Origin of the sequence: Acinetobacter sp., from assembly GCF_036666595.1 — a bacterium.
GTDB lineage: Bacteria > Pseudomonadota > Gammaproteobacteria > Pseudomonadales > Moraxellaceae > Acinetobacter.
Window position 1 is genome coordinate 48,694 of sequence record NZ_JAVWVO010000003.1, and the last position, 22,245, is coordinate 70,938.

A 22,245-nucleotide genomic window follows, 5' to 3' on the forward strand; every position below is an offset into this window, starting at 1 on the left:
ATTTTGAAAAATATCTCTCCCAAGCCCTCTCCGTATAGGAGAGGGAGCTTTATTACAAATTTTAAGCTGATAAATTATTGTTATCGATTAAATGGTCGCAGCCAGTTCAGCGCCTTGACGAATCGCACGCTTCGCATCCAACTCACCTGCTTCTTTCGCACCACCAATCAAATGCACATTTTTACCATCGGCTTTTAACTGGTCGTACATTGCAGTATAAGACTCTTGTCCTGCACAGATAATCACGTGATCAACCTCTAAAACCGTTGGCTGATCATTCACTGTAATGTGGAGGCCTTGATCATCAATTTTGTCGTAGCTTGCACCTGCAATCATTTTTACATCGCGATGTTTTAGTCCCGTACGGTGAATCCAACCCGTGGTTTTACCTAAGCTTGCACCGACTGCCTTCGCTTTACGCTGTAGGAGGTAAATTTCACGATCTGACTGCTCCAAGACTGGCTGTTTTAAGCCGCCGACATGTGCATAGCTGGTGTCGATGCCCCACTCATCATAGAATTTTTGTGGGTTTAAACTACCGCTTTCACCTTCATGGCTTAAGTATTCTGCTGTATCGAAACCAATACCACCCGCACCAATAATCGCGACTTTTTTACCGACGGGCTTACGCTCACGTAGAACTTCGATATAGCTCAACACTTTCGGGTGATCAATCCCTTCAATAGTCAGCTCACGTGGAGTCACACCTGTTGCAACCACAATGTCATCATAGTTTTCAGCGGTCAGTTCTTCATAGGTTGCTGTATGATTCAGCACCAATTTGATATTCGGTTGTAATTCAATTTTACGTTTGAAATAACGCAGTGTTTCGTAAAACTCTTCTTTACCTGGAATAGTTTTCGCAATATTAAACTGACCACCAATCTGACTTGCTGCATCAAAAACAGTCACTTGATGTCCACGGTCAGCGGCATAAGTCGCAAAACTCAAACCTGCAGGCCCAGCTCCAATCACCGCAATATTTTTCTTAACTGCACTTTCTTTAAAAATCAGTTCAGTTTCATAGCATGCACGCGGGTTGACTAAACACGTCGCAATTTGCATGGAGAAAATTTGATCTAAACAGGCTTGGTTACAACCAATACAAGTATTGATTTCATCACTACGACCTTGTTCTGCTTTGAGTACAAACTCAGCGTCTGCAAGCATTGGGCGTGCCATCGACACCATATCCGCATCCCCCTGAGCCAAAACATGTTCAGCCATTTCAGGGGTATTAATACGGTTAGATGTCACTAAAGGAATTTGAACCGAACCTTTTAGCTTCTTGGTCACCCATGTAAATGCCGCACGTGGCACTTTGGTTGCAATCGTTGGAATACGCGCTTCATGCCAACCAATACCTGTGTTGATAATGGTTGCACCCGCCCTTTCAATTTCTTTGGCAAGCTGAATCACTTCTTCTAAAGTCGAACCACCTTCAACCAAATCCAACATTGAAAGACGATAAATAATAATAAAGTTTTCACCGACTTCTGCACGAGTGCGTTTTACGATTTCAATCGGAAAACGAATACGATTTTCATAGCTTCCGCCCCATTCATCATCACGATGATTGGTACGTGCCGCGATGAACTCATTAATTAAGTAGCCTTCTGAACCCATGATTTCAACACCATCATAGCCAGCAACTTGTGACAATTTTGCACAATTCACAAAGTCCGCAATAGTCTGATTCACTTCAGCAGAAGTAAGAGCATGGGGTTTTACAGGGTTAATCGGTGCTTGAATTGCAGAAGGTGCAACGTTTTCAGCCTGATAAGAATAACGACCTGTATGTAAAATCTGTAATGCGATTTTACCACCCGCATCATGTACGGCTTGTGTGATGACTTTATGCTTTTCCGCTTCTTCTAAAGTATCTAACTTAGAACCACCGTGAAAAGTCACACCATGATCATTCGGTGAAATACCCCCTGTGACAATGAGTCCTACACCGCCAGCGGCACGCTCTGCATAAAATGCCGCCATGCGATCATAACCACCTTCAACTTCTTCAAGTCCAACGTGCATAGATCCCATTAATACGCGGTTTTTTAATGTGGTAAAGCCTAAATCTAAAGGCGCAAGTAAATGCGGATAATTAGACATGTGTACTCCTTGGCGTGCTTTCGCTGGCTGGTATTTTAAATACAAGGTTAGATCAAATTATTTAATGCAACAAGTTGCATAATGTTTATCTTTATAATCGAGATTTGTTTTTTATGCAACATGTTGCATAATGACTCTACGTCCATTTTATTTGCGAAATATTACCGAAATGTCATTAGCTCATGTTTTATTGACCAGTTTGATTGAAAAACCAAGCACAGGTATTGAGTTAGCGCGTCGTTTTGACCGTTCAATGGGCTTCTTTTGGAATGCGACACATCAACAGATATATAGAGAACTCAGCGCTATGCAGAGCAAAGGCTGGATTTCAACAATAGAAGATGATGGTGCAACCTCGCGTAAAAAAACCTATCAAGCAGAACAGCTTGGACGTACAGAACTTGCCGACTGGCTGGTAAAGCAGAGCCCACCTGCTCAGCTACGCGAAGAACTAATGGTGAGACTGCGTGTTGAGGCTCAGCTTGGCGGCAATACAGTTTTGCCTGAACTTGAACGACATCTCATCCTACACAAAGAAAAACTACAAATTTACCAAAGCATTTTTGCCAAAGACTTTGGTCATACTGAAGAAAATGATCGTACCTTATATATTCATAAAATGATTTTACAGCTTGGAATTAACTTAGAATGTGGTTGGATCGAATGGCTAGAGACCATGATTCCAGCACTTAAAAACTTCGAAAAATAATAAACCACGCAAAGGATTGACCATGCCACATTATTTAATGCCAGATGGCGAAAAACTCTATGTTCGAGAATTTGGACAAGGCGCACCAGTACTGGTCTTATCTGGCTTAGGGATGCAAAGTTGGCAATGGCTACCTTTTTTATATCAGCACCGTAAAAAGTACCGTTTTTACATTCCTGACTGGCGGGGTTTTGGTGGTTCAGCGCAGTGCAAAATTCCCACACTGGATGCGATTTCCAGCCACTGGCAAGATTTAAACTGCTTTCTAAATCAATATTCTGATACAGCATTCCATGTGATTGCCTATTCTATGGGCGCCACGACAGCCATGCATGGCATGCAGTATGGTCGCTTTCAAAACCATATCCGCAGCTATTTACACATCGACCAAACCCCCAAGATTAGCGTCGATGCAGACTGGCCACATGGTTTATTTGCTGAAAAGCATGCCGATTTCAAAGCTATCCTACAAAACATTGCAGACCTATTGGTGCAAAATGCACAGTACCGTTTGGTCTCAGACTTAACAGCATCCATGCGTACAGAACTGGTTAAGCAATGGTTGGCTTTTATTCAACTGCAAGCCACACCATCTCGAACTGCGGCTTTATTTCAAAAAGCATTTCAACAACCACACTTACAAAAATTCATGCTTCCAATCCAGCGTTTAGACTATATGGCTTGGTATATTCAAAATTATCTTGACCATCAAGAAGACTATCGCAGTGCCCTCCGTCAGATTGACCGACCAGCTACATTTTTTATTGGTGAAGAATCAAAACTTTATCCTGCTCAAGGACAAAAGCTGATTGCCTCAAGCGTACCGCATGCCAAAACGGTGATCTTTAAAAAATCTGGGCATACGCCTTTATTGAGTGAACCGCGCAAATTCTCCCAAGAAATTACACGTTTCCTCAACGCTACGGATGTTTAAATGTGTGTCGTATTATCAGCCAAATGATGAATATTTTTATAACAGCTGAAGATAAATACACTCAATCATTCCATTGTAATGACAAAAAATCAGATCAACCCGATAAAACACCCATGCTTAGGAATTAAAAAAGGCATCTTTAAGAGATGCCTTTTTCTTATGCTGCATAGGTCTGCTTGAGATAAGCAACAATATCCGCCGACTCAAACAAAGCTGTTTCAGTGTTCGGATCAACCAAATATGGCACTTGAATATCACGCCCCATCACCTGCATGACTTGCTCACGCTTTCCACCTGCCAAAGGTACATATTTGCCCGGCTTTAAACGCAGTACTGCTGGGCCTTGATCTTGCCAACGTTCTTTAGGCACATTATGAAACTTAAAAGGGAGCTCCAACTCGGTCAGCAAACCACGGACAATCCGAGTATAAGGACTGGCTTCAAAACCCCAAAGTTGTAACAGCTGTTCTGGCGCTACGCGATCTTTAATACTCTTGTTGATCCACACCCCACTCGCACCATTTACCAATGTCCCGACATAAGCAACATAAGGTGTTTTGGGATAATGTGCATACTTTTTCGGTGTTTTACCACTGCGACCATATTGTTCAAACAAGTAGTGAATAATATCTTCAGACTCGTATAGCTTAGTGTCTGTATTTTCATCGAGTAAAAAAGGAAATTGGGTTTTCCCACCCAACTGTTTCACCAAAGGACGATATTTAGTTCCACCCTTAGGACATGGATACACTTCATAATCTAAGTTCAACAAAGTCAGTACTTCACGTACACGACGACAATATGGCGAGCCTTCAAACTCATAAAGCTTTAAAGGTTGCTCAGGTTGTTTAGGATGCGGCGTTCCTGTTACACCACGCCCACCTTGCGCAAGCCCCGAAAAAAGAGCCTGAATCACTTTAATTTGATGCTTCACCATATTACACGTCCATATCTTTTGTTTATGTTGTTATGAGTCTGGTTGGTGCTTATTCATCGACCAGTTTTTCTTTTGCAATGACAATGCCGTTATTATCCGCATAGAGATAATGACCTGATTGAATGGTGACACCACCAAAATGCAGGCTGATATCAACTTCTCCTACACCCTTACGATTACTTTTTTGTGGAATGGCGGCTAAAGCATGCACACCTAAATCTAGTTCAGCAATCGCATCTACATCACGGACACAGCCATAAATCACCACACCATTCCAGTGATTTTTGACTGCTGACTCTGCAATTAAGTCTCCCATCAAGGCACAGCGCATCGAAGCGCCACCATCCACAACCAATACTTTACCCGTACCATCTGTTGCTAACAGCTCTTTCACCCGAGAGTTATCTTCAAAGCATTTAACCGTAACCACCTGACCACCAAAGGTTTTACGCGCACCATAGCTCTTAAAGAACTTACCATCCATTGATGGGCTGACCACTTGTAAATCAAGTTCAGGATGATCATCCAATAAATCGCATGTCACAAATGCTGTCGTCACCACACTTCCCCTCATTTTGTCTTTTGTATGCGTAAATTATCATATATTTCAAATTTCTCGGTCTGCGTTTGGGCAGCCTCGACCATAGTATGAGCCACTTGTTCTGCTGTCACTGGCTTATATTTAAAATGCTTTGGTATAAAATGCGATAGTTTGGTATAAGCCTTTTGGAATATATCTTCCAACATGCGACCTTCATTACGTTGTCCGATAAGTAAGGATGGCTGCAAAATACTAACCTTATATAAATCGAGTCCACGAATAGTCTCTTCAAGCTCACCTTTGACGCGATTATAGAAAATTTTTGAATTGGCTTGCGCACCCAAGGCACTGATCAACACATAATGCGTTTTGGTCAAAACAAACAATTCAGCAAAGTGTGCATTCACCACATAGTCGATGGCATAAAACTGCTCTTTTGAGCCAGCTTTCTTTAAAGTCGTCCCCAAACAACTAAAAGCATGACTGTAGCCCTGAACATCCTCATGGTTGAGTAATAAAAAATCATCCAGCTCCAGTTGCTGAACTTTGTCATAGTGATCGAGCTGCACATTATGCTTTCTGACCACAGCCAAAATTTTGCTACAACTTGGCAGTTGTTGTAATTGTTGAATCAGGTTTAAGCCCACCAAACCCGTTGCTCCAATCACAATGGCTTGTTCTATATTTTGTGTCATTTTTATACAAACTCCCATGCAGATGGCTAATCTTACCTTTTCTTTAGAATTTTTATGTATCTTAAATATAGTCAAAGCATGTCAAGACTTGACTTCACTGCGTATATTAATCAAAATATGCCACTTGTTTACGGGCTGGTGATTGTTCTTCTGATGTGGTTTTCAGTTTGAATTTCAGCCCGCCCAGACCAATCTATTTCAAGGAGTGCACGAGTGGCAAACTCTGCTCAAGCTAAAAAACGTGCTCGTCAAAACGTTAAAGCACGCAAACACAACGCAAGCTTACGTTCTATGGTTCGTACTTACATCAAACGTACAGTAGCTGCTATCGCTGCTGGTGATTACGCAGTTGCTTCTGAAGCATACAAAACTGCTGTACCAGTAATCGACCGTATGGCTGATAAAGGCATCATCCATAAGAACAAAGCTGCTCGTCATAAGAGCCGTTTAAATGCACAAGTTAAAGCTTTAGCTAACTAATTTATGCATTAAAAAAAGCCCTTTTTAAAGGGCTTTTTTTGTATCTATTTTTTGAATTTTCTAACACCTATACCTTTTCCAATACATCTGCTACCTAAAAATACAGCTTAAAACCCAAATAAAATCTAGCAAGTGCTCTCTAGCACCCAAGAGAATATCTACTTACAAAAAAAGCCCCCCTTTAGAGAGCTCTTTTCATTTCATGTTAACCATTTGCCATATGAGCAGTGGTTTAATTCAATGATTGAGTTTTCAGGTTTTCCACTAAAATACCAATGTTTTTTGATGTTGCCCCAGCTAAAATCATACTTGTATTTTGATTCAGCATTGTCCATCTTTGATTATTATTTCCAGAGCAACTATATCGAATTGCAATTTGACGGTTATTTACCAAATTACCCGAGTTTAGATCTAAGCACTGTCCTGATTGTTTAATAGCAAACGTCGTGGCATCCATTGACCACACTTGTGCTGCATTATTCGCCACACAGTCAGTCAAGGTGACTTTAGCACTTCCTCCATTACCCGTTAGACACTGCCCCATAGCCGCTTTGCTATGGATACGTCCTAAACTGTCATAAACCCACTGCTCAGTATCATCAGCAGTACAAGCCGATGGGCCACTAATGTAAACATCCATTTTTTGATTAGATGCCAGCTCTGTTTTCAAGCAATTCTTGTTATTTTTCAACAATCCACTTTGTGCAAGTGGGTCATCTTCTTGCAAACCTAGCTGCTTGATAAAAGCATTGAGTGCATCAATCGCAGCAGGTACATGTTTGGCCAAATCATCATAATAAACATTTACCCAACGATTTAAACGCATCCACCTAGTTTCTTGCTCTTCATAACGCTCAAGTACCTGCTGTGCAGCTAAACTCATCTCATTTTTATACGATTTATAAGACTGATAAAGCATTGAACCATTTGATGACAAAACAATAAGATTGTTCGCCGCTTGATTCAGTAGCTCTTGCTCAAGTAAAGGCAACTCTACATCGCGTAAAGCTTTATAACCCTGTGCTTTACCAATCTTAACGGCAGGTGTAATAGCCGTAGCATATTGGGGAATCACTGTAGTCGATAATAATTTGGCAGCTGCATTGGCCTGCTTACAATATAAATCAACTTTTTGAGGGTGATCTGCAAGCGCTAAATTGACATGTAATTTATTGGCATTACTACCTAATCGTGTCGGAGCCAGTGCAATATTGGTTACTGTATTTGGATACTGTACATTTAACCAACATGCATCCTGATTTACCGCCGTATTTGCAGCAGGTAAATCATAGACATTGCCCCAGTTTGAACGTGCAGCAGGATAGAGTAACCCAACCTTTGCAACAGGGTCATAGCCACCCAAAATGGTCACTACAGGCTCACCAAACACACGTGGGCGTAAATAGTTTTGCTTTGGTTGATACCAAACAGGTGCAGCAGAATCTGGCATAGTAGGCTGAACCACTTCCATCTGCCTTGTTACTTCATTCCATTTTTTATAGCCCGTAGGTGAAGTCTTATCCCACACATAGCGGTTAAAATGTGGTTGAATTTTTAAATAAGTGCTATAGCCCGTATAGTGGGTATAACGTGAAACTGAGCTTGATGCATAACCACCAGACATGGCATCTCGGCTATGTGGATATAAAGCTAAGAAATTTGCAATTCCTGTAGAAGCAGCCCATAAATCCTTATTATTCCAAATCAAATTACCCCGCATCATATTGCGATACGGAATGTAACCCCAACCACTATCTGCATGATGTGAAGTCCAAAACTGGTTATCACCCTCCTGCCCAGGATAGTGCCCCAGTCCATAGTGGTGTCCAATTTCATGACTAAACTCGTTTCCAACCGAATCATACAACGTCAGCATGCCGTTACCACCACTTAAACCATGATTACTTTCGCCATTGGCATATTTTCCACGGCTATGGTGTGCAACTACGGTTTGGGTTAATTGTGGTTGATTTTGACTTGCCATCGAAGCACTGGTAATCCCCCAGTTTGCTAGATTAATGCCTACGCTAAATGTCGACTTACCTACGTTTTCACGCATGTCACCGTCATAAACCCCGCCTTGGCTGGCACTTACAGTATCGTAAATGGTCCCGTCTGCAATCATGACGCGATCCAACTGAATATCATCATATTTTGCAACGGTCATTTCAGCAGCTGGAATCGTTTGAAAGTAATCTGAACCTGCCCGAACAGGATCATTCAGCATATAGTGACCATTGGAAACAGGGGGAGCCGTTAACATGCCGATACGAATATTATTTAAGACCAACTCTCCCGGAGAGGCAAAATCAATTTTATCTTCCGCGATTTGCCCCTGACGACCATGAGAATCTTTAAGCTGAATACGCAAACCTGGACGTATTTCATCCCAATTGAGTTGAGCACTCCACGCCCGCTTACTATATTGCACACGCGCACGCTCATCGGTATTGGTTTGATCAGACTGAGGAATCTGAGTTGGATCGTTAAATGTAACTGTGCGGAGAAACTGATTATTCATGTAAATATCAGCACTCAGACCATCAATTTTCCCCATGCTATCAGTTGGCGTAACTAACAATAGCGCTTCTTTTTCCATCGTCAGACGCGGCATTTTTTTACTTTCATTACCATTTGGATCAACCACATGACTCTGACCAAATTGCAGCATTGCTTCGAAGTTACCAGTTAAGTCATTTCGTATTACACGCGTATTGGAGCTTGCATCATAATCAAAATAACCCAATGTATTTACATCAGCCACATCCTGTGTAGGCTCAGCATAGGTTTTCACTACAGGCGTTGTAGAGTTTTCGGTTCCACTCTCACCACCACCTCCACCACACGCAGCTAACATCAGTGTCACAACACAAAGACTTAGCTTACAATACAAGAACTCATTCACACTTTTCACATCTTCCCCCAAAATAGTCACAAATAAAATTAAAAAATCATTAATAGTTTATATAAATCAAAAGCTTAATTATTTAACACTATTTTCTATTCATATTCAATTTACATAATTTGTCACTTCAGGACATATTTTTTTATCGGTCTTGAAACTAATATCCGAAAAATAATAGTTCTGTGACAAGTCTTGAATTTATGAAAAATAATGATGAGTTATACATTTGAATTTGCACCAATATAGTGCCAATATTTGTCAGTCAATTTTTTAAAAATAGATATTTCAATTAATTTTCTTTGTAAGCACGTAGCTTATTTTAATTTTTAGATGCCAAATGATTAAAATTAAAACCCCATAAATAAATTATGGTATTCTATTTTCCTATAATGAAACCATATAGAATGTTCTACTGGGGAATAACATGATTAATAAATTTCTTCCAACACTTGAAAAATTCCAACCGACAGAACAACAATATATTGAGTATTTTCATGCCAAAGGTGAAAAAGACATACTCGCCAAAGTCATCTCAAATATGCGCGGAACCGCAGAAATTCAGGCCTCTCAGGGCGTTGATGCGTGGTTAGGCTATGGCGTCTATTTACCTGCAATTGAACGTATTTTTGCACTACACCAAGGAGAAACGGAAGCTGAGTTTTATGACCGTACTCAATATCCAGCCGATGTTGTCAACGCTTATACCCTTTCAAATCATGAGATTGCCACGCTCATTGCTGCAGATAAATACAATCGCATTCATCAACACAGCGTAACGGTGAATACCTCATTATGGCCTTTAAATGATGAAGGCCTGAGTATCGACTTGCTCGACTTTCCCAATCGACTCAAAGCAAAAATTTAAACTGATGCGGTATAGTATTTAATAAGGTTGACGAATGATCGATCTATAAATCTCGTATATTCTTTTTCTCGTTCAAACGACCGTCTAAATGAATGAACGAGATTTATAGCTGATTTTTTATTAATAAACAAAGCACTTACAGATTTTGAAATTCATGAATATTCAGTTCATTCATTTCCCCGCGCCAAATCCATTTCAATTTGGATTCCAAAAACACATCCCCCTCAAACCACACGAAAAGACCTTCCATCATTTTCGGCCAGTCTTCTTTGGTCACAATCGTGCGCCCTGAAATAACCGCCAAAATCGCAGCTAAAATCGTGTCATGACTGACCGCAAGGCTCAAACCATAAGGATTGTTCGGATGCGTGTTATATATGAGTTCCAATACATCTACGACGCCGTGAATCGGATGCTTCATACCGGGTAAAGCATTATTAACAAAGCTATTAATAAACCCTAGAGCGCCTTGACGCTGAAAATAAGGCCCAGCTTGCTTAATATCCAAAACAAAACTGCCTGGCTCAACCAATAAACCTTGTTCGATAATTTCAATGCGGTGGGTATTCGGCTCAAGGGTTTGTCCATCTGCCCCTTGAATCATTAATGCAGCGGTATCAATACAACGTTGAATTGGGCTAGAAATACAGTGTTGTATCACTCGATCCGTATTATCGATCAGATAGGAACCCCACGCCTCCGCCAAATCGCGTCCTTGATGCGTCAACTGTAAATCATAGCCTGCAAGCCCCTGACCCGTAACAACTTCACGAATGGAATGACGTGTAAACAACGTCACTGGCGTTTTTGCATCTGGCAATAAATCGATTGCCTTCAACATACTAGGCGGGAGTAACTCTAAGGCCATAATCACTAGCAACTCAATAATTCAAAAAACACTATAGCACGCTCAGTTTTTAGCTCAAGCCGACGAAGGCATTAGTTCAAGTGCTTGTAATGCCAGTTTTTTCATATCGTTATTTCGATATGCAATAAAACCGCCATTCAGCAAACTCAATCTTTGGTTATATACAAATGGTCGTCCCTGAAAATCAACCAAACCTCCACCGATCCGCTCCAATAAACACTGTCCAGCACTGGTATCCCACTCACTCGTTGGGTGAAAGCGCGGGTAAATATCGACTCGGTCTTCTAACACCATACAGAACTTATATGCACTCCCTGCGCGATACTCTTGAATAGGCGTAAGTTTTTCCAGCTGCTCTAAATACACTTGGTACTGCGGTTTGCTCTGACTACTTTGACTTAAGCCGACTTGAACAGCACTGTGGTTTTCAACAGGAACATATTCAGACCATATTTCTTTTTCAATATTGTATTTTAAAGGCTGACCTTGTAGTGGACAGAAGTAAATTTGCTGTTCACAAGGAATAGCCAGCACAGCAAAAGTTGTATGCGCACCCTCGATAAGACTGAGATTAATGGTGAATTCAGGACGTTGATGCAAAAATTCTTTGGTACCATCTAAAGGATCAAGCATCCAAAAAGACTGCCACTGCTGTCTATGCGCATGCTGCCCTTCTTCAGAAAGAACAGGCAAATGAGGGAAGGTATTGTTTAAAGCATCGGTAATAAATTGATTGACGCGATAGTCCGCTTGCGTGACGGGTGAATGATCGGATTTTCGTTCAACTGTAAAATCACCACCTGCAACATAAGCGTGATACTCCTCTCGCAAAATCTCACATGCCTGAGTCACAATCGGTACAAGTTGCAATATCAGCGCATCTTGAGGTGCAGTTGTAGGCTTAAACATGAGATCGCCTTTTTATTCATCAAGTTATAGATAGAGAAGTTCATCTGTTGAAATAGCAGCATGCTGATCGCCTCATATTCAACGGCCTACTGTATCTTCAGAGCGAGAACATGCGAACACTTTTTAAAACGCTACCTTAAAACCATTATACGCCTAAGACCCTCAGTAAATGTCATTCGATTCCAATTCTTCTTTTGACTTTGGGTTGAGTAGTCCAATTAACCTTACTTTTCCTTTACTTACATATTGAATATTGATGCTAGAGAAAGTCAAAAACTGACCCTTTCTAATTTGTACTTACTCTTAATTTTTTTTAGCTTTATACATCCAAGTGGTTTCTTTATGAAAAATCATAGTGCAAAAAAAATCCCACGCATGGGAGCGTGGGATATAAAACAAGAAAAGCTACAGCGCTTTAATTTCGAGTGTAGTATAAACCTGTATTTCAAATACATCAATTAAAAAATGCGGCATTCCTCCAGTTTTTTTAAATTACTTTACAGCTACTCATTTTTATCTGAACACTTCACTTCTAATTGATACTCATCCTGCGTCACTTTGATCTTAATCTTTTGATACTTTCTTTTATTCGGATCCATAGCCGAACTAGCCACTTCATGCAAAAAATTTCGATCATTCATAAGCTCGCTATATGCTTTATAACCAATCAAAATTTTTTCAGGCTTTTTATTTTTGGAAATTAATTCTTTTAGAATATTGTCTAGTTCATTTGCAGTAACAATTGACATATCGAAGCAACTCAAAATAAAAAAGATTATCCATGAACAATATGATCAAAAGATGTCAAAAATCATCTTTATCACTATTTTCATTTCAATAGAAAAATAAAAGCCCGATCAGCATGAAAACAAATCGGGCTCTTTGTCTGCAATCACTCAGACCAAAAAGTTATTATAATAAAAAACCTGTTTACCTCTCTCCAAATAAACAGGCTTAACTGCACAAACATCATCTAATCATTATATTTTCATTTCTTTATGTCGCACACTCTACAGCTCAAATATTTCAAACAAATGAAACCTTATGGTTTTTTTACACAATTCAATACTTAATCATCATTACGTAAAAAGGTTAACTCATATTCATCATGCGTAATTTTAATCTTGGTATTACGATAAGTCCGCTTATTGGGATCTAAAGATGAACTCATTACATTTTCTGCAAATTTTTTATTCGACATAAACTTTGCATAAAGCATATAACCAATACGGATTTTTTTAATGGCCTTTTTCTTACCTTTTGCTTCATATTTATCTAAGGTTTCATCTAAAAAATCTAAATTTAATTCACTCATCCATTCCTCTCTATTTTGTTCTCATTTGCCACATCTTTTTTAACCGATTTTCATTTAAATAACCAGCAAAACCACTTTATTGTTTATTTTCATTTTTGCAGAAAATTTACGTTTATCGCATTTGTATGTTGAAGTGATTTAAATTTAGATTCAAACATAAAAAACCACCCTCAGGTGGTTTTAATGGTATCGATGTAAAATGAACATTTGATGAAACAGACTAGATAGACATGAGAGCCGAATAGCTAAGCGGTACTGAAAAGCTAACCAAAACCAATGATGCAGTCCGTTGTAAATTTTTTTGATTCAACCATGAAATTTTATTGGCCACCAAGACAGAGCCAATAAAAACCCAAAACAATGCAATCGGGGCAATTAAACATAAAAATAGCCCCATATGCACCGTATAAGCTTGCAAACTTGACCACGCTACAGCTGGGAAAACGGCTGATGCAAATAATAGCGCTTTAGGATTTAACATGGTCGCACAAAAAAGCGCCTTCGCTGTAATCGATGGCTGATTTAGGTCAGCAGCAACAGTAGAGGTTTTCCATAATTTAAAGGCCAAGTAAATAATATAAGCCGCACTAAAAAGCTTCAAGATGGGTGGCAGAATAGGCAGAGATTCAGCAATCGAGTCAATTAAAACTCCCCATGCACTAATGGCAATAAAATAACCCACCACTTCTGCTGGAATCAATTTCAGGGATTTTTTAACACCCGTTTCAATGCCTGATGAGGCTAAAAGGGTATTTGTTGGTCCGGGTGTTAAAAGGATGGTAATGACCAAACTTACAAAAAGCCATGAAAACATTCACTATCCTTTTCCTTATAAAGTTGGCCAAATACTTCAATATTTCGTTTTATTTGTCGATCTTTTAAATGTAAGAAAAAATTTAATACAAAAAAGAACACCTTATAAAACAAATTCTTAATATTCTCTTTATCTAACATTAAGTAATAAACACAACTTGCTAAAAATCATCTGGACATAGCAAAAATTCACTACTAAATCTCAATTTAGTATAAGTTTTATACAAATTCAAAAAACTCATTCTCTACAGCCCTTACATTCAAATGATAGCTCTAAGCGTTCTCATCAGATGTTTACAAAAACTCCTCCCTCTCCATAAGGTGAATCATTCCTTATGCTGAAATTTCAATATTGCTGTGGATCAATGTGTAGTTAACACATCTTATATACTCTTACTTAAAAAATTAAGATCCCGTATTCTTCAATTTTTGACAATGGGCTATGCAAATCCGTCATCTTATGCATCTATACGCTATAATTACGCCATATTTGCATAAAGCAAAACTGCTAGATCGGTTGCTAACTGTTTTCTATAGCCATTGCTGAACTTTGAAATATTGGAGATTTTTTGAGTGGAAAAGCCAATTATCATTTTTGATATGGACGGTACATTACTGGATCTTGCCTATGATGATTTTATTTGGAATCATCAGCTTCCTATCCGTTATGCTGAACAACACCAGTGCTCTTTAGAACAAAGTACTCAGGCCCTGTTTCAGTTTTATCAAACCCATAATCACACACTCAATTGGTATTCTACGCACTTTTGGACAGCTAAAGTCGGCGTAGACACGCTCGCTTTGCAGCAGGAATTTAAGCATAAAGTTGGCCTGCGTGAAGGTAGCCTTGAACTTCTCGACTATTTAAAAAGCAACGGCTACCCTTGCTGGCTTGCCACTAATGCGGACTGTGAGGGACTCAAGTTCAAACTCGAACACACGAAACTGGCCTCATATTTTGATGTCATTATTAGCAGTGAAACTCTCGGCCACGCCAAGGAATTTACTGAGTTCTGGCAACGTCTCCATGAACGCCATCCTTTTGCAGCCACACAGTGTTACTTTATCGATGACACTGAAAAAGTACTAAAGGGTGCTGAAAGTTATGGTATTCAAAACCTATTTACCATTGCTCAACCCTCATCACTAGGTCAAAGCAAGACATCCAGCCCTTATCCTATCTTAAATCAGCTCACCGATTTAATTCCTTATTTAGAGCAAGCTGAGGTCACGGCCAAATATGCGTAAATCCACTTTAGCGGAAGATGCTGTCGGCATGCGCATTGACAAATGGCTATGGGCAGCACGTTTTTTTAAAACGCGCTCCATTGCCAAAAATGCAATTGAGGGGGGCAAAGTTCACCACAATGGCGAACGTGTCAAAGTGTCGAGAGAAGTTCGGGTTGGAATGGAACTCACCATACAACAAGGCATTGATAAGAAAACCGTGGTGATCAAAGAACTTTCTGACGTGCGTGGCCCCGCTCCTGTTGCACAAAAATTATATGAAGAAACTGAAGTCAGTATTACACGACGGGAATTGATTGCAAGCCAAAGAAAGTTGCATAATCTAGCTCGACCTGATCATCGTCCAAGTAAAAAAGACCGACGTGATATCAGTAAGTTTAGACAAGAAAATGATCAACAATTTGACCAGTATTGGTCTTATAATGATGATGAATGACATGCGTCATATTGTGTCGCACACGATCTGACTTTTATAGAAGATACAGACTAAATCTGTCACTATACTGAGCATATTCAGTAAATATCCGTGACATCGTTTTGAGGTTGTAAGATGGATGATAATAAAAGCAAGGCGCTCAATGCTGCGCTAAGCCAAATTGAAAAACAGTTTGGTAAAAACACAGTAATGCGTCTTGGCGATAACACCGTACAAGCTGTTGAAGCGGTATCAACGGGTTCTTTGACACTTGATATTGCTCTAGGCATTGGCGGCTTACCGAAAGGTCGTATCGTTGAGATTTATGGTCCTGAATCTTCAGGTAAAACAACCATGACTTTACAAGCGATTGCCGAATGTCAAAAAGCAGGTGGTACATGTGCATTTATCGATGCAGAACACGCTTTAGACCCACAGTATGCGCGTAAACTTGGCGTTGATATTGACAATCTCTTGGTTTCTCAACCTGACCATGGTGAGCAAGCACTTGAAATTGCAGACATGCTGGTTCGCTCTGGTGCCATTGACCTCATCGTTGTCGACTCTGTTGCAGCATTGACACCACGTGCTGAAATTGAAGGTGAAATGGGCGACTCACACATGGGTCTCCAAGCACGTTTAATGAGCCAAGCATTACGTAAAATTACAGGCAATGCAAAACGCTCAAACTGTATGGTGATTTTCATTAACCAAATTCGTATGAAAATTGGTGTAATGTTTGGTAGCCCTGAAACCACGACTGGTGGTAATGCGTTGAAATTCTATGCGTCTGTGCGTTTAGACATTCGTCGCGTAGGTCAGGTCAAAGAAGGCGATGAAATCGTTGGTTCTGAAACCAAAGTGAAAGTTGTCAAAAACAAAATGGCACCTCCATTCCGTGAAGCGCTCTTCCAAATTTTATATGGTAAAGGCGTCAACCACTTGGGCGAACTCGTAGACTTAGCTGTTCAACAAGAAATCGTACAAAAAGCAGGTGCTTGGTATTCATACCAAGGTGACAAAATCGGTCAAGGTAAAAACAATGTGATCCGTCACCTTGAAGAAAACCCTCAGTTGGCTGAAACCATTGAGAAAATCATTCGAGAAAAACTACTGACGACCGCAAACGCTGCGCCAGTAGAAGAGAATGAAGAAGAGCCAGACTTTTTAGATGCTTAATTAAAAGTATCTAAAAAGATTAAATGTTCTTACACGACATTTAGGCTTACACTAAGAAACGCCCTACGGGGCGTTTTGTTTATTCAGATCTATTTCATAGCCGATTATGCCTAATTCAAAATTCCCCAAACTTCTTGACTATGATGCTCTCAAACAACAATTTGGTGAGGATGAATCCCCTCCTACTCAATACGGCCACACGCAGGTAACACAAGAAACTGATGATGTTTTAGATTTTGATGAAGAGAATCAGCCCAAACCCACAGGTTTAACAGGTTCTCGTCTACGTTCTTATGCCTTTGCTGTATTAACACGTAAGGAATATTCAAAAGCAGAATTGATTGAGAAACTGGCTACATGGGCGATGCACCGTGAAGAAGTGATTACACTGGTTGAAGAGCTTTCAGCACAAAACTATCAGAGTGATCAACGCGTAGCTGAGATCACTTTATCGAGCCAAAAGCGTAAAGGCAAAGGCCCTAATCGCATTAAACTGGCGCTAAAAACCAAAAAAATTGACACTGGTTTAATTTTAGAAGAACTGAAAGAAACGGATTGGGTCGAACAAGCCTATCAACTCAAAGTTAGAAAGTATGGAACTGAGGTCGCAAAAGATCCAAAACTAAAAGCCAAACAAATCCGTTTTTTAATGTATCGTGGCTTTGAAATGGATGCAATTATGAAAGCGATTAGCAGGGTTGATGGCTAATCACCATTCCTCTTGACCAAGCTATGCCCAAATCACCTTTATAAATATTGATCTTATATTCACATCCAACATTAACTACATGTAATCGATAATGAGTTAGAAAATGATGTAAGCCTTAAGTAACTACGAATCAGATAACATTCAGAAAAGCTTAAATATATAAAGTATAAGATGAAAAAATAATGCAATGATTTCTAATACTTAAAATAATTTTCGATAAATTAAATAATCAGGATTTAACGTGATATTAAAATACATCACACACAAAAGAAAAAATACACATGGTAGAGAGCAAAAAGAGGTGAGGAATAGAGTAAATGAATTTTAAAATAAAAGTTAAAGAGAATAGAAAATATTACAAACGCAATAATATCGATTGAAAAGATACTCTTTAAATGCTTGGTATTTTAAATTTGGTCTACATACAATGTATTTGTATGCTGCACATTGATTATTATATTTTTAATATATGAATTTGGTGGCAACCCTACCAGCAGGCCTTCGGCACATCATATTTCTACTACCGTTGCTACCTTCCGGTCCTGGCGGGGTTCGTAGAATACAATTGCGAAGTAACCGGCAGGGCTACCATTGCAAGAACAGAGTATAGAGATTTTTCCTTAAGTTGCAAGCCTATAAACGACTTTTCAATAAGCATTTCATTCAATTGACTATTTATAAAACAAACTCAAGAAAAATCGCTCAATTATTGGTAACGACTAGGCTACATTCATTTACCTAAATATACGACAACAATGTAAAAGCTTATTGCAATTCATAACGTTGCCGTTTTTAATGGGGTAAATGAATTTCGTTTGATGTTTTCCCCATCAAAGCCTTATAACACGGATATTTTATGATGCTAAAGAAGCATAGCCTATGTGCCCTCACCCTACTTTGCACAACGCCTGTTTTCGCCAATATTCCAATTGAATCTCGCGGCTTAAGCCAAGCAACGAACAATAGTGTCAATCCAACCAGCGTCGCAGTAGACACAGGTGCGAGTGCAACAGCAACCAATATTAATTGGCAAATCATGCAAAAGAACCAACAATTAGAAAGTGATTTGCGTAGCTTACGCGGTAAACTTGAAGAGCAAGACAACGAGATCGCTCAACTCAAACATGAGTTGGAAAATCGTTACGCTGACCTAGATCAACGCTTAGAGTTGCTTCAACAAAAAGTAGATCCTGAAGCGAGCAATACAACGGAGGATAACCAACAGGATACTCCTCCCAGTAACACCACAATCACCAACACCAAAAACAACAGCAACAGCAACACAGCCGCAGTAAATAAAGCACCTGTAGTGGTCAGTACGCAAAACACATCAGAGCCATCTGAGCTAGAAAAAGCCGCGTATACTGTCGCATTGGATGTCTATAAGCAAGGTGGTGCGAAGAAAGCGATTGCACCCATGCAAAATTTTATTAAAAACAACCCCAACAGTGTTTACATCAGCAATGCATATTTCTGGTTAGCGGAATTTAATTTAGCCATTGAACCCACCAACTATGCAGAAGCGAAAAAGAACTACGGGATTGTGGCAAACCAATATCCTAACTCTTCGCGTGCCCCTCGCGCCGTCTATCAACTCTACAATATTGCCAAAGAAGTGGATAAAAATACGGCTCAGGCCAACCAATACAAAGCCAAACTCCTCAAGCAATATCCTAAGTCTGAAGAGGCCTCTTTCTTTAAAAAATAATTTTCCTACAGATATAAAAAAAGACACGCGAAGTGTCTTTTTTATATTTGAAATAAGCTTAACGCACAATGCCGCGCTCTGATTGCTCTAATGAATCGATGAGCAATTGTGCTTCAGCAACTTCAGGCAAAATTTCTGCACGGATACGTTCTAAAGCCTGCTCTGTCGTTAAGCCTTCTTTATAAATCAATTTAAATGCAGTACGTAAACCTTGAATCACATTTTTAGACCAACCTTTACGACGCATGCCTTCAACATTCATCGCAAAAGCATGTGCAGGATTACCAGAAACCATCACATAAGCAGGGACATCTTTCACAATCAATGATGCACCACCAATCATGCTATAAGAATCAATCTTACAGAATTGGTGTATACCCGAGTTACCACCGACAATCACATAGTCCCCTATGTGAACATGGCCAGCAACACCGACATTGTTTGCAAAAATATTATGGTCACCAACCACGCAGTCGTGCGCAATATGCGTATTCACCATCAATAAATTATGGCTACCAATCTTGGTTATGCCGTGATCCTGAACCGTGCCACGGTGTAAACTACAATGCTCACGAATTTTATTATGGTCACCAATTTCTAACCAGGTTTCTTCACCTGCATATTTTAGATCTTGGCAGACCTCACCCACGCTTGCGAATTGGAAAATTTCATTTTGCTCTCCAATACGCGTATAACCACCGACCACTACATGCGAATGTAACTGCGTACCTGCACCAATAGTGACATTTGGACCAATAATACAATACGGTCCAATCTTTGCATCTGCTGCAATCACGGCAGATGCATCAATGATTGCTGTTGGGTGAATAAATTCGTTATTGCTCATGATTGCTCTATTTTCTGATGCGAAACCATAATTTCCGCAGATGCTGCTACTACACCGTCAACAGTGGCAATACAATTATATTTGTAAATACCACGTTTCTGCATGACCAATTCTGATTTTAACACCAATTGGTCGCCTGCAACGACTTGCTTTTTAAAGCGAACTTTCTCTGCACCTGCAAATAAGAACAAAGAACCTTCACTCGGTTTCTCATTATTCATGATGAAACCAAGAATACCTGAAACTTGCGCTAATGCTTCGACAATCAAAACACCAGGCATAATTGGATAATTAGGGAAATGGCCTTGAAGGAACTCTTCATTAATAGACACATTTTTATACGCCACAATTCCATTTTCAGTCACATCAACAACACGATCGACCAATAAAAAAGGATAGCGGTGTGGTAAGTACTCACGAATAGTTTGAATCGTCATTGGCAATTCAGGTTTCGTGAAACTAGTAGAATTCGACTCAGTCATCATATTTCTATTTACGCAATTTAATTGTTGATTCAAGGGACTCGATTTGAGCCTGCATATGATCAAGTTTTTTTACCAATTGGGTCAATGGCACATCTGCTAATTGTCTTAAACGAACAACGGTGCGTTTCCACTTTTGATTTTCAAACAGTCCAATTCCTGAAGAATACGTTCCAGCCACAGAAATATTATTTGTGACCATTGACATTCCAGTTAAAGTAACATTATCAACAATATTTAGGTGCCCTGCAATTGCAGACCCACCACCTACGATGCAATTTTTGCCAATAGTTGTACTACCCGCAATTGCGGTATTGGCAGCAAAAGCTGAATTGGCACCAATCTTAGCGTTATGGGCGATTTGCACAAGGTTATCAATAATGACACCATCTTCCAAAATTGTGTCATCCAATGCACCGCGATCAATACTACAATTTGAACCAATCCGTACATCATTTCCAATGATGACCGAACCCAATTGAGCAATTCGATGCCATTTCCCTTGATAAGGGGCAAAACCAAAACCTTCGCTACCAATCACAGTATTGGCATGAATACGAACACGATCACCAATTTTGCATGACATCAAATTTACATGCGATTCAATTAAACCGCTGCGGCCAATTTCAACCCCATCATGTATGCTGACATGTGAATGGATAATCGTGTCATCGCCAACAACACAATTTTCACCAATGACCACATAATGACCAATATAAGCAGTATCTGAGATGATTGCAGAAGGATGTATCTGCGCGGTGCTTTCAATGCCCTGCTCAGTGTGTTTCACCTCAAAAGCATGGGTTAAAATGGCAAAGGCTAAATAAGGATTGGCAACAACAATAAAGTTTTGATGTTCAACCAAGTGATCCTTCAGATCAACTGTAACAATAAATGCTCCAGCTTTGGACTGCTGTGCTTGCTCTAAGTATTTTTCACCATTTACAAATGCAAGATGTCTAGATTCTGCCGAATCTAGACTTGCTAATCCATTAAGGATTAAATCAGCTTGACCTACACACTCACCTTGGACTAAACGAGCAAGATCTTCTAAGCGGTACTGTTGAGGATTCATTGATTACTTAATTGCGTTAACCTTTTGAATCATTTTATCAGTTAAATCATACTTAGCGTCATAGGCAAGTGCTGAGTTTTTATTCAAAACAACATCTAATTGATTTTCTTTACGCAATTGTTCAGCAACCTGCTTCACACGACCATCAAATACAGTACGTACTTGCTGAATAGAGCTTTGCACACTGCTTTGCATGGTTTGCTGCAAAGTATTGAACTCGTTCATTTTGGTTTGATACTGAGTCACCATTTTTTGCTTATCCGCAGCGCTCAGCTTATCACCTGCTTGTAAACGCTGTTGTAAGTCTTGAAGCTCTTTACTGAGTTGATCAAGCTTGGTGCTTTGCGGTTGAATTTTTTGTTGAAAACTCGAATTTTGTTGTTTTAAATAGGTGCTATTTTCAACAACACGCTCAAGATCCACCACACCATAGCCAGCAGCATTCACCACTGTAGAAGTTAATGCTGTAAGTGTTAAAGCTGTAAGAAGTTTTTTCATA

23 protein-coding genes and 1 other RNA gene are annotated in these 22,245 nt (G+C 39.6%); 9 read left to right on the forward strand and 15 right to left on the reverse strand.

The annotated features are described in order from the left end of the window. Positions 1-87: 87 nt before the first annotated feature. On the reverse strand, positions 88-2,112 hold the full coding sequence (locus RR876_RS05460) for an NADPH-dependent 2,4-dienoyl-CoA reductase (protein ID WP_332476748.1): 2,025 nt from the start codon (positions 2,110-2,112) through the stop codon (positions 88-90). A gap of 169 nt (positions 2,113-2,281) precedes the next feature. On the opposite strand from RR876_RS05460, the gene RR876_RS05465 reads away from it, so the two are divergent. Beyond that, the gene (locus tag RR876_RS05465; RefSeq protein ID WP_332476935.1) at positions 2,282-2,821 is read left to right on the forward strand and encodes a PadR family transcriptional regulator; all 540 of its coding nucleotides are present in this window, start codon (positions 2,282-2,284) and stop codon (positions 2,819-2,821) included. Between the two features lie 22 nt (positions 2,822-2,843). Then, the gene (locus RR876_RS05470) at positions 2,844-3,755 is read left to right on the forward strand and encodes an alpha/beta hydrolase (RefSeq protein ID WP_332476750.1); all 912 of its coding nucleotides are present in this window, start codon (positions 2,844-2,846) and stop codon (positions 3,753-3,755) included. A 157-nt stretch (positions 3,756-3,912) separates the two neighbouring features. Here the strand turns inward: RR876_RS05470 and RR876_RS05475 are convergent, their stop codons facing one another. From RR876_RS05475 to RR876_RS05485, 3 genes are read right to left on the reverse strand one after another with little or no spacing between them, the layout of a single operon-like run. Then, complete coding sequence (locus tag RR876_RS05475) at positions 3,913-4,692, reverse strand: glutathione S-transferase N-terminal domain-containing protein (RefSeq protein ID WP_004696607.1); 780 nt, start codon at positions 4,690-4,692, stop codon at positions 3,913-3,915. Between the two features lie 49 nt (positions 4,693-4,741). Continuing rightward, positions 4,742-5,254: a ribonuclease E activity regulator RraA gene (gene rraA, locus RR876_RS05480; protein WP_058951781.1), complete on the reverse strand. Its 513-nt coding sequence runs from the start codon at positions 5,252-5,254 to the stop codon at positions 4,742-4,744. 8 nt (positions 5,255-5,262) lie between these two features. Further along, positions 5,263-5,928, reverse strand: coding sequence for a nucleoside-diphosphate sugar epimerase (locus RR876_RS05485; protein WP_094148188.1), 666 nt, complete (start codon positions 5,926-5,928; stop codon positions 5,263-5,265). Between the two features lie 213 nt (positions 5,929-6,141). On the opposite strand from RR876_RS05485, the gene rpsT reads away from it, so the two are divergent. Continuing rightward, positions 6,142-6,408, forward strand: a complete 267-nt coding sequence (gene rpsT, locus RR876_RS05490; RefSeq protein WP_004696602.1) for a 30S ribosomal protein S20 — start codon at positions 6,142-6,144, stop codon at positions 6,406-6,408. 232 nt (positions 6,409-6,640) lie between these two features. Here rpsT and RR876_RS05495 read toward each other — a convergent pair whose 3' ends face one another. Continuing rightward, positions 6,641-9,265, reverse strand: coding sequence for a M66 family metalloprotease (locus tag RR876_RS05495; RefSeq protein ID WP_332476936.1), 2,625 nt, complete (start codon positions 9,263-9,265; stop codon positions 6,641-6,643). Positions 9,266-9,737: 472 nt separating this feature from the next. On the opposite strand from RR876_RS05495, the gene RR876_RS05500 reads away from it, so the two are divergent. Beyond that, the gene (locus tag RR876_RS05500; RefSeq protein ID WP_332476752.1) at positions 9,738-10,178 is read left to right on the forward strand and encodes a hypothetical protein; all 441 of its coding nucleotides are present in this window, start codon (positions 9,738-9,740) and stop codon (positions 10,176-10,178) included. Positions 10,179-10,314: 136 nt separating this feature from the next. Here RR876_RS05500 and RR876_RS05505 read toward each other — a convergent pair whose 3' ends face one another. The 5 genes from RR876_RS05505 to RR876_RS05525 all read right to left on the reverse strand — a co-directional run bounded on the left by RR876_RS05505 (position 10,315) and on the right by RR876_RS05525 (position 14,084). Next, on the reverse strand, positions 10,315-11,046 hold the full coding sequence (locus RR876_RS05505) for a histidine phosphatase family protein (RefSeq protein ID WP_004696597.1): 732 nt from the start codon (positions 11,044-11,046) through the stop codon (positions 10,315-10,317). A 54-nt stretch (positions 11,047-11,100) separates the two neighbouring features. Continuing rightward, positions 11,101-11,955, reverse strand: a complete 855-nt coding sequence (locus RR876_RS05510; protein ID WP_332476753.1) for a 3'(2'),5'-bisphosphate nucleotidase CysQ — start codon at positions 11,953-11,955, stop codon at positions 11,101-11,103. A 503-nt stretch (positions 11,956-12,458) separates the two neighbouring features. Next, positions 12,459-12,704 (reverse strand): hypothetical protein, encoded by a 246-nt coding sequence (locus tag RR876_RS05515; protein WP_332476754.1) that lies wholly within the window; start codon positions 12,702-12,704, stop codon positions 12,459-12,461. 320 nt (positions 12,705-13,024) lie between these two features. Then, positions 13,025-13,270, reverse strand: a complete 246-nt coding sequence (locus RR876_RS05520; RefSeq protein WP_004696593.1) for a hypothetical protein — start codon at positions 13,268-13,270, stop codon at positions 13,025-13,027. Between the two features lie 220 nt (positions 13,271-13,490). Beyond that, a complete protein-coding gene (locus RR876_RS05525; RefSeq protein WP_332476755.1) occupies positions 13,491-14,084 on the reverse strand; it encodes a LysE family transporter in 594 nt (197 codons plus the stop codon). Between the two features lie 572 nt (positions 14,085-14,656). Between RR876_RS05525 and RR876_RS05530 the strand changes: the two genes are divergently transcribed. The 4 genes from RR876_RS05530 (at position 14,657) to RR876_RS05545 (ending at position 17,634) form a co-directional block, all read left to right on the forward strand. Further along, on the forward strand, positions 14,657-15,331 hold the full coding sequence (locus tag RR876_RS05530) for an HAD-IA family hydrolase (RefSeq protein WP_332476756.1): 675 nt from the start codon (positions 14,657-14,659) through the stop codon (positions 15,329-15,331). After that, a complete protein-coding gene (locus RR876_RS05535) occupies positions 15,324-15,767 on the forward strand; it encodes a S4 domain-containing protein (protein ID WP_004696588.1) in 444 nt (147 codons plus the stop codon). The genes RR876_RS05530 and RR876_RS05535 overlap by 8 nt, the downstream gene beginning before the upstream one ends. A 114-nt stretch (positions 15,768-15,881) precedes the next feature. Beyond that, a complete protein-coding gene (recA, locus tag RR876_RS05540; protein ID WP_005401034.1) occupies positions 15,882-16,925 on the forward strand; it encodes a recombinase RecA in 1,044 nt (347 codons plus the stop codon). A gap of 106 nt (positions 16,926-17,031) precedes the next feature. Continuing rightward, a complete protein-coding gene (locus RR876_RS05545; protein WP_332476757.1) occupies positions 17,032-17,634 on the forward strand; it encodes a regulatory protein RecX in 603 nt (200 codons plus the stop codon). A gap of 485 nt (positions 17,635-18,119) precedes the next feature. On the opposite strand, the gene ffs is transcribed toward RR876_RS05545, so the two are convergent. Beyond that, positions 18,120-18,216: signal recognition particle sRNA small type (ffs, locus tag RR876_RS05550), an RNA gene on the reverse strand. A gap of 274 nt (positions 18,217-18,490) precedes the next feature. Between ffs and RR876_RS05555 the strand changes: the two genes are divergently transcribed. After that, positions 18,491-19,342: a YbgF trimerization domain-containing protein gene (locus tag RR876_RS05555; RefSeq protein WP_332476758.1), complete on the forward strand. Its 852-nt coding sequence runs from the start codon at positions 18,491-18,493 to the stop codon at positions 19,340-19,342. Positions 19,343-19,400: 58 nt separating this feature from the next. Here the strand turns inward: RR876_RS05555 and lpxA are convergent, their stop codons facing one another. From lpxA to RR876_RS05575, 4 genes are read right to left on the reverse strand one after another with little or no spacing between them, the layout of a single operon-like run. Then, a complete protein-coding gene (lpxA, locus tag RR876_RS05560; RefSeq protein ID WP_332476759.1) occupies positions 19,401-20,189 on the reverse strand; it encodes an acyl-ACP--UDP-N-acetylglucosamine O-acyltransferase in 789 nt (262 codons plus the stop codon). Then, on the reverse strand, positions 20,186-20,671 hold the full coding sequence (gene fabZ, locus RR876_RS05565; RefSeq protein ID WP_010326983.1) for a 3-hydroxyacyl-ACP dehydratase FabZ: 486 nt from the start codon (positions 20,669-20,671) through the stop codon (positions 20,186-20,188). The genes lpxA and fabZ overlap by 4 nt, the downstream gene beginning before the upstream one ends. Positions 20,672-20,678: 7 nt before the next feature. After that, on the reverse strand, positions 20,679-21,746 hold the full coding sequence (lpxD, locus tag RR876_RS05570; protein WP_332476760.1) for a UDP-3-O-(3-hydroxymyristoyl)glucosamine N-acyltransferase: 1,068 nt from the start codon (positions 21,744-21,746) through the stop codon (positions 20,679-20,681). Between the two features lie 3 nt (positions 21,747-21,749). Then, positions 21,750-22,244, reverse strand: a complete 495-nt coding sequence (locus tag RR876_RS05575) for an OmpH family outer membrane protein (RefSeq protein ID WP_332476761.1) — start codon at positions 22,242-22,244, stop codon at positions 21,750-21,752. Position 22,245 lies beyond the last annotated feature (1 nt).